We start from the raw sequence: 7,340 nt of genomic DNA on the forward strand, positions 1-7,340 counted from the left end.
GTTCCAGGCCGCGGGTACGGCGGAGGGAGAGGCGATCCCGGCGGCGGGGCGGCCCGCTCTGCCGCTGCGAAGACCCCGCGGGGGCTCCCGAGGGAGGCCCCGCGCCGACAAGTCCGGCTGGTATCTGCCGCTCGCACTGGCCGTGGACGCCCTCGGGGCCGCCCTCCCCGTCTACTTTCTCCTGGACGGATTACGGCCCGCCTACGCCGTGGGGCTCGCGCTCGGGGTGGGCGCGGTGTGGGTGTCCGTGCACGCCGTGCACCGGCGGTACGGGGAGCGGTGGCTGGGCGAGACGCGCGGGCTGCTGGCCACGGTGCACGACTGGCTGGCGCTCCTCGGGCTGCTGGCGGTGCTCCAGGTGCCGCTGGGCGGCATCGGCTCACCGGGCGGGCTGCTGCTCGCGGTCACCCCCGCGCTGCTGCTGACCGCCGCCTGCCGGGCGCTGACCCACCGTCATCTCACCGCGCAGCGGCGGCAGGCGCAGGCCGTGCGCCGGGTGCTGGTCGTCGGCGAGGCACCGGCCGTGGACCGCGTCGTGGAGCAGTTGGCCGGGCGCACCGACCAGCCGTACGTCGTGATCGGTGCCGTGTCCGTCGGCACGGGCGTCCCGCGCAGCGGGGTGCAGGTGGCGGGGCGCGCCGGGGACGCGAAGGGGGCCGGGAGCGTGGCGCGGGCCGCCGCGTGGCGGTCCGGCGCTGAGGCCGTGCTGCTCGTGCCCGGCACCCTGGTCAGCGATGCGGAGCTGCGCCAGCTGATGTGGACGGTGCAGGACGCCGGGCTGCGGCTGCTCGTCGCCTCCGGGCTGTGCGACGTCGCACCGCACCGGATCCGCGGCACGACCGCCGCCGGGCTGCATCTGCTGCATGTGGACCCGCCGCTGCGGCGCGGCCCGCAGCTCGCCGCCAAGTCCGCGCTGGACCGGGCCGGAGCCGCGCTCGGGCTGCTCGCGCTGGCGCCGCTGCTGGCGCTGATCGCCGCGGTGGTGCGGCTCGGCTCGTCCGGCCCGGCGCTCTACCGGCAGACCCGGATCGGGCACCGCGGCCTGCCGTTCACCATGTGGAAGTTCCGGTCCATGCACGAGGGCGCGGAGCGGCACCGGGCCCAGCTGGCGGAGTCCAACGAACAGGACGGCCCCCTGTTCAAGATGCGGGCCGATCCGCGTGTCACCCGGGTCGGCCGGGTGCTGCGGCGCACCTCGCTCGACGAGCTGCCGCAGCTCGTCAATGTGCTGCGCGGTGAGATGTCGCTGGTCGGCCCCCGTCCGCCGCTGCCCGACGAGGTCGCCGGGTACCGGGACACCGAGCTGCGCCGGCTCCAGGTGAAGCCGGGGATGACGGGCCCGTGGCAGGTCGGCGGGCGCTCGGAGCTGTCCTGGGACGAGACGCTGGCCCTCGACCTGCGGTACGCGGACAACTGGTCGCTGACGACGGACCTGGACCTGCTGGCCCGCACGGTCCGGGCGGTCCTCGACGGGCGGGGGGCGTACTGACCGTGTTCCCGCACAGCGCCGATCCGGGGGCGCCCCTGGCCCGCCGCCTGACGGGGCACGCCGGCTGTGCCCCGGAGGGGCGCGGGGAACCGCGCGGCCAGCCATGGGGGTACCCCCCTGCTCGAGCGAAGCCGAGAGCTTGGGGGAGCACCCGCGCCCTGCGGCGCGCGGCACGGGGCAGCCCCCGCTCAGCCCCCCTCGTGGCGCAGCCACCACTCATATGTCTCGCGGATGCCCCGCGCGAGGGGGATCTGCGGAGCGAACCCCAGCTTCCGCAGCCGGCGGACGTCGAGCAGCTTGCGCGGGGTGCCGTCGGGGCGCGAGGGGTCCCAGCCGATGCGCCCCTCGTAGCCGACCACCTCGCGCACGGTCCCGGCCAGCTCCGCGATCGTGAGGTCCTCGCCGCAGCCGATGTTCACCGGGGACGCCTCGTCGTAGGCGCGCAACAGCAGGACGCAGGCCCGCGCCAGGTCGTCCACGTGCAGGAACTCGCGGCGCGGGGTGCCCGTGCCCCACAGCACCAGCTCCGGCGCGCCCGCCCGCGCGGCCTCGTGGAAGCGGCGGATCAGGGCGGGCAGGACGTGCGAGTCGGCCAGGTCGAAGGTGTCGCCGGGGCCGTAGAGGTTGGTCGGCATGGCGGAGATGTACGCGGCGCCGTACTGCTCGCGGTAGCCCCACACCTGCTGGATGCCAGCGATCTTGGCGAGTGCGTACGCCTGGTTGGTGGGCTCCAGCGGGCCGGTCAGCAGCGCCTCCTCGGGGATGGGCTGCGGCGCGTGCCTGGGGTAGATGCAGGAGGAGCCGAGGAACAGCAGCCGGGGCACGCCCGCCGCGTGGGCGCCCGCCAGCACGCTGAGCTGGATGCGGAGGTTGTCCTCCAGGAACGGCACGGGCCGGGTCCGGTTCGCCATGATCCCGCCGACCTTGGCGGCGGCCAGCACCACCGCGTCCGGGCGCTCGGCGCGCAGCCAGCGCCGGGTCGCCGCGCCGTCCCGCAGGTCGAGGGCCGCGCGGTCCCGGGTCAGCGCCTCGTAGCCCTCGGACTCCAGCCGGCGGACGACGGCGGAGCCGACGAGCCCCCGGTGGCCCGCGACGAACACCCGCGCTCCGGCGGGCAGCAACTCCGGTGCGTCCCGGGCCGGTTCCGGGCCGGACGCCCGGCGATCCCGGCTCTCACCGCGTTCCCGTCTCTGCGTCATGCCCCCGGATTCTGCCAGCGCCCGACCCGGCACGCCCATATACCCGGCACACCGCCCACACTCCTGGGGAGCAGCTGATGGCCAAGAGCGCACTGATCACCGGCATCACCGGCCAGGACGGCTCGTATCTGACCGAACTGCTGCTCGGGAAGGGCTATACGGTGCACGGGCTGCTGCGCCGCTCCTCGTCCTTCAACACGGCCCGCATCGACCACCTCTACGAGGACCCGCACACCGCGGGCCGCCGCCTGGTGCTGCACCACGCCGACCTGGGCGACGGCGTGGCGCTGGTGAACCTGCTGCGCGACCTGCGCCCCGACGAGGTCTACAACCTGGGCGCCCAGTCCCACGTGCGGGTCTCCTTCGACGCGCCGCTCTACACGGCCGACGTCACCGGCATGGGCACCCTGCGGCTGCTGGAGGCGATCCGGGCCAGCGGCGTCGACACCCGCATCTACCAGGCGTCGTCCTCCGAGATGTTCGGCGCCGCACCGCCCCCGCAGCACGAGGGCACCCCCTTCCATCCGCGCAGCCCGTACGGCTGCGCCAAGGTGTTCGGCTACTGGGCCGCCGTCAACTACCGCGAGGCGTACGGGCTGTTCGCCAGCAACGGCATCCTCTTCAACCACGAGTCGCCGCGCCGCGGCGAGACCTTCGTGACCCGGAAGATCACCCGGGCCGTGGCGCGGATCCGCGCCGGGCTCCAGGACCGGCTGTATCTGGGCAACCTGGACGCGGTGCGGGACTGGGGGTATGCGCCGGAGTACGCCGAGGCCATGTGGCAGATGCTGCAGCACGAGGCGCCCGGCGACTACGTCGTGGCCACCGGCGTCGCCGCGACGGTGCGGGACTTCCTCACGGCGGCGTTCGGGGCCGCCGGGCTCGACTGGGAGCGCCATGTGCGGTTCGACCCGAAGTACCGCCGCCCGTCCGAGGTGGACGCGCTGATCGGCGACGCGGCGCACGCGGAGGCGGAACTGGGCTGGAAGCCGCGGGTGCTGTGGCCGGAGCTGGCCCGGATCATGGTCGAGGCCGACATCTCGCTGCTGGAAGCGGAGCTGTCCGGCACGACCGTACGGGTCGACCGGCAGTGACCGGCCCCGTGTACCCCACTCCCCACACCCAAGAGATCGGCACCACCCCCTGGGGGATCCATGAGAAGAGACAAGCGCAGGCGCCGGCGGGGCGCGCTCCTCGCCGCCGTGCTGATGGCCGTCGCCACCTGGGGCGGGGTCCAGCTCGGCGGCGGCGCGGGCGAGGCACACGCCCTCACGCCCCCCGTCGCGATGACGGCTGACGACCTTCCCACCTGGCAGACGAACGGCGTCGTGTGGGCCATGGCCGAGTCGGGCGGCACCGTCTTCGCGGGCGGCACCTTCTCCGCCGTCCGCCCGCCCGGGGCCGCACCCGGGCAGAGCGAGCGCCGGGCCCTGAACTTCGCCGCGTTCGACGCGGAGACCGGCGAACCGGCCGACTGCCAGCTCGACTTCACCATAGGCAGCGGCACGGCGACGGTGCGCGCCCTCGCCGTGTCCCCGGACGGCGGCACCCTCTACGCGGGCGGGAACTTCGCCGCCGTCAACGGCACCTCCGTCAGCCGGGCCGCCGCGATCGACCTCGCGTCCTGCACAGTGCGGCCCGGCTTCAGCCTGTCCCTCTCCGCCATGGTGCACGCGCTCGCCGTCACCGACGACCGGGTCTACCTCGGCGGGGACTTCACCACGGTGGAGGGCCAGAGCCGCGGCAAGTTCGCGGCGGTGACGCGCGGCGGCGACCTCACGTCCTGGCGCGCCGACGCCGACAAGACGGGGCGGGCCGTCGAGGTCACCCCGGACGGGCGCAACGTGGTGCTCGGCGGCGACTTCGACACGGTGCGCGGCTCCTCCTCGCACGCCCTCGCCGTCGTCGGCGCCTCCGACGGCTCGATCACCCGCGCGTACGGCAGCCGCTTCATCGAGCGCCGGTCCGTCATCAAGGGCATGTACGTCGACGAGACGGGGATCTACACCGCCCACGAGGGCACCGGCGGCGGCGTCTTCGACGGGCGGCTCGCGCTCGACCTGGACGACTTCGGGCAGCGCTGGCGCGACACCTGTCTGGGCGCCACCCAGGACGTCACGGTCTACAAGGACGTGCTCTACAGCGGCTCGCACGCGCACAACTGCCGCAGCATGGGCCAGTTCCCCGAGCTGTACGAGCGCCAGCACCTGCTGGCCGAGTCCATCCACAGTCCGACGCCGCTGCTGGGCTGGTTCCCGGACACCGACGACGGCCCGTCCGGTGTCGAGCAGGTGGGGCCGCGCACCATGGTCGTCTCCTCCCGGGGCGGCAAGGACTATATGTGGGTGGGCGGCTCGTTCTCCCGGATCCAGAGCAACGGCAACAAGCCGCAGCAGGGCCTCGTGCGGTTCGCCAACACCCCCGACACCCGGGCCCCGACCGTCCCCGACCGGGTCACGGCCGAGAACGTCAGCGGCGGCGTGCGGGTGAGCTGGCCCGCCGGCACCGACTTCGACGACACCGAGCTGACCTACCGCGTCTACCGCAACGGCTCCCCGGAGCCCGTCCACACCACCACCGCCGACTCCGTCTTCTGGCGGCGCCCGACGGTGAGCTTCACCGACCGGGAGGTGAAGCCGGGCACGGAGTACTCCTACCGCGTCACCGCGAGCGACGCGGACGACGCCAACACCAGCGCCCGCTCGGCCGCCGCCACGGTGACCACGCCGGGCACACCGACCGAGACCACCATCGAGCGGGAGCCCACCGCCGACGCGTACGTCAACGGCGCGGCCAGCAGTGCCAACTACGGCACGCACCAGCAGCTCGCGGTGCGCGGCTCGTCGCCGTACGAGAGCTACGCGCGGTTCAGCCTGCCCTCGGCACCCAGCGGGATGCGGCTGACGAGCGCCCGGCTCACGGTCCGCACCAGCGGCGCCGAGTACGCGGGCACCGCCGACTCCGTCGACGTACGGCCGCTGGCCGGGAGCTGGTCGGAGACCGGCGTCAGCTACGCCGACCGGCCCGCGCCCGGCTCCGCCGTCCTCGGCACCCTCGACGGCGCGCCCGAGCTGGACACCGACTACGCGATACCGCTCAGCACCGACGAGCTGAACGGCTCCCTCGGCGGCACCTTCGACCTCGCGCTGACCAGCACCGGCACCGACAGCCTCTGGCTGTGGGCCCGGGAGTCGGGCGGCACGGGGCCCCGGCTCACCCTGAAGTTCGAGAAGCCATGAGCCGGCCCCTCACCCGCGCCGTCGCCGCCGCGCTGCTGCCGGCCCTCGCCGCCGCGCTCCTGCTCGGGTGCGCCGGCGACCGGGGCGACACGGGCGACGCGCGTCCCGCAGCCGGCTCCCCCTCCGCTCCGGCCCGCTCCTCCGGCGCGGAGGAGCGGAAGCGGGAGGGCGAGCAGGGGAGACCGGATACGAAGAGCGCAGACGGCGCACACGGCACACACGGCACAGACGGCAAGGACGGCGGGCAGGAGGGGGAGCGGGGGCAGCGGGACCGGGAGCGGGCCGCGCCCACCGTGCCGGACTCCGAACTCACCCCCGCCACCGGCACCTTCACCAGGAAGGAGAAGAACTACCTCAAGGGCCGGGTGCCCGAGGGGCTGGAGCCCGCCGCCGTGCTGGAGGCCGGCCGCACCGCGTGCGCGCGGATCAGGACCACGGCCGAGGTGAGCCGGCAGGGCGTCGTCAGGGCGCTCAGGAGCGGCGAGATCGACCAGGCGGAACCCGCCGTCACACATCTGTGCCCGCAGTTCGCACCGCTGCTGCGGGCCGCGGGGAAGGGAGACTGAACGTCACGTGCGCACACTGCCGCTGGTGGTCGTGATACCGACCAAGAACGAGGCCGAGAACATCGTGCCGGCCGTGCGGTCCGTCATCGACCACGTCCAGCACGTCGTGGTCGTCGACTCGGACAGCACGGACGACACCCGCGCCCTGGCCAAGGCGGAGGGCGCGGAGGTCGTGCCGTACACCTGGGACGGCGGGTACCCGAAGAAGAAGCAGTGGTGTCTGGAGCACGTCCGCCCGGAGACCGCCTGGGTGCTCTTCCTGGACGGGGACGAGATGCTCAGCGACGCGCTCCTCGCCGAACTGCGGCGGATCTTCGGCGGGGCCACCGGGGGCCGGCGGGTGCGGCCCGCCGCCTTCGACATCCCGCTCGCCTACTGGTTCGCGGGCAGGCGGCTGCGGCACGGGCACACGATCGTGAAGCGGGCGCTGCTCGACCGCACCCGCTGCCGCTTCCCCGAGCCGGACGACCTGGCGGCGCCGGGCATGGGCGAACAGGAGGGCCACTACCAGCCGCTGGCCGACCCGGTGGTGCGGCTCGGCGCCCCGCTCGAACACCGGGACCGGGACCCGGTGCGGACCTGGTTCGCGCGGCACAACCGCTACTCGGACTGGGAGGCGTGGCTGGAGTGCCACCCCGAGGTGCGCGAGCAGATCCGCCGGGCGAAGACCCGGCAGGGCCGGCTCTTCCACCGCGCCCCGCTGAAGCCGCTGGTGTCCTTCGCGTACGCCTACGTCTACAAGCGGGGCTTCCTGGACGGCCGGGCCGGCCTCGACTACGCCGTGGCCATGAGCCTCTACCGCTGGCAGATCGGGCTCAAGGCGCGGGAGTTGCGGAGCCGGGCGGGC

At 74.3% G+C, this 7,340-nt stretch carries 6 protein-coding genes; 5 read left to right on the forward strand and 1 reads right to left on the reverse strand.

All coding sequences use genetic code 11. From position 1 onward, the window contains the following. Positions 1–1,489 (forward strand): exopolysaccharide biosynthesis polyprenyl glycosylphosphotransferase (locus tag G5C65_RS27265; protein WP_338146689.1); only part of this gene is annotated, 1,489 nt, incomplete at its 5' end. A 188-nt stretch (positions 1,490–1,677) separates the two neighbouring features. Here the strand turns inward: G5C65_RS27265 and G5C65_RS27270 are convergent. Beyond that, entirely contained in the window at positions 1,678–2,688 is a 1,011-nt protein-coding gene (locus tag G5C65_RS27270; protein ID WP_165301627.1) for a GDP-L-fucose synthase family protein, read from the reverse strand. A 77-nt stretch (positions 2,689–2,765) separates the two neighbouring features. On the opposite strand from G5C65_RS27270, the gene gmd reads away from it, so the two are divergent. From gmd to G5C65_RS27290, 4 genes are all read left to right on the forward strand, one after another. Then, entirely contained in the window at positions 2,766–3,782 is a 1,017-nt protein-coding gene (gene gmd / locus G5C65_RS27275; protein ID WP_165301629.1) for a GDP-mannose 4,6-dehydratase, read from the forward strand. Positions 3,783–3,842: 60 nt separating this feature from the next. Next, on the forward strand, positions 3,843–5,927 hold the full coding sequence (locus G5C65_RS27280) for a CBM96 family carbohydrate-binding protein (RefSeq protein ID WP_165301631.1): 2,085 nt from the start codon (positions 3,843–3,845) through the stop codon (positions 5,925–5,927). Then, the gene (locus tag G5C65_RS27285) at positions 5,924–6,493 is read left to right on the forward strand and encodes a hypothetical protein (RefSeq protein WP_165301633.1); all 570 of its coding nucleotides are present in this window, start codon (positions 5,924–5,926) and stop codon (positions 6,491–6,493) included. Before G5C65_RS27280 ends, G5C65_RS27285 begins: the two co-directional genes overlap by 4 nt. 7 nt (positions 6,494–6,500) lie before the next feature. Then, positions 6,501–7,340 (forward strand): glycosyltransferase (locus tag G5C65_RS27290; protein WP_165301635.1); only part of this gene is annotated, 840 nt, incomplete at its 3' end.

Origin of the sequence: Streptomyces boncukensis (assembly GCF_011045075.1) — a bacterium.
Taxonomy (GTDB): Bacteria; Actinomycetota; Actinomycetes; order Streptomycetales; family Streptomycetaceae; genus Streptomyces; species Streptomyces boncukensis.

What these genes read in the sequence shown, in the direction of transcription:
- G5C65_RS27270 (WP_165301627.1), bottom strand. Translation starts at nt 2,688, where the DNA reads ATGACGCAGAGACGGGAACGCGGTGAGAGCCGGGATCGCCGGGCGTCC.
- gmd (WP_165301629.1), top strand. Translation starts at nt 2,766, where the DNA reads ATGGCCAAGAGCGCACTGATCACCGGCATCACCGGCCAGGACGGCTCG.
- G5C65_RS27280 (WP_165301631.1), top strand. Translation starts at nt 3,843, where the DNA reads ATGAGAAGAGACAAGCGCAGGCGCCGGCGGGGCGCGCTCCTCGCCGCC.
- G5C65_RS27285 (WP_165301633.1), top strand. Translation starts at nt 5,924, where the DNA reads ATGAGCCGGCCCCTCACCCGCGCCGTCGCCGCCGCGCTGCTGCCGGCC.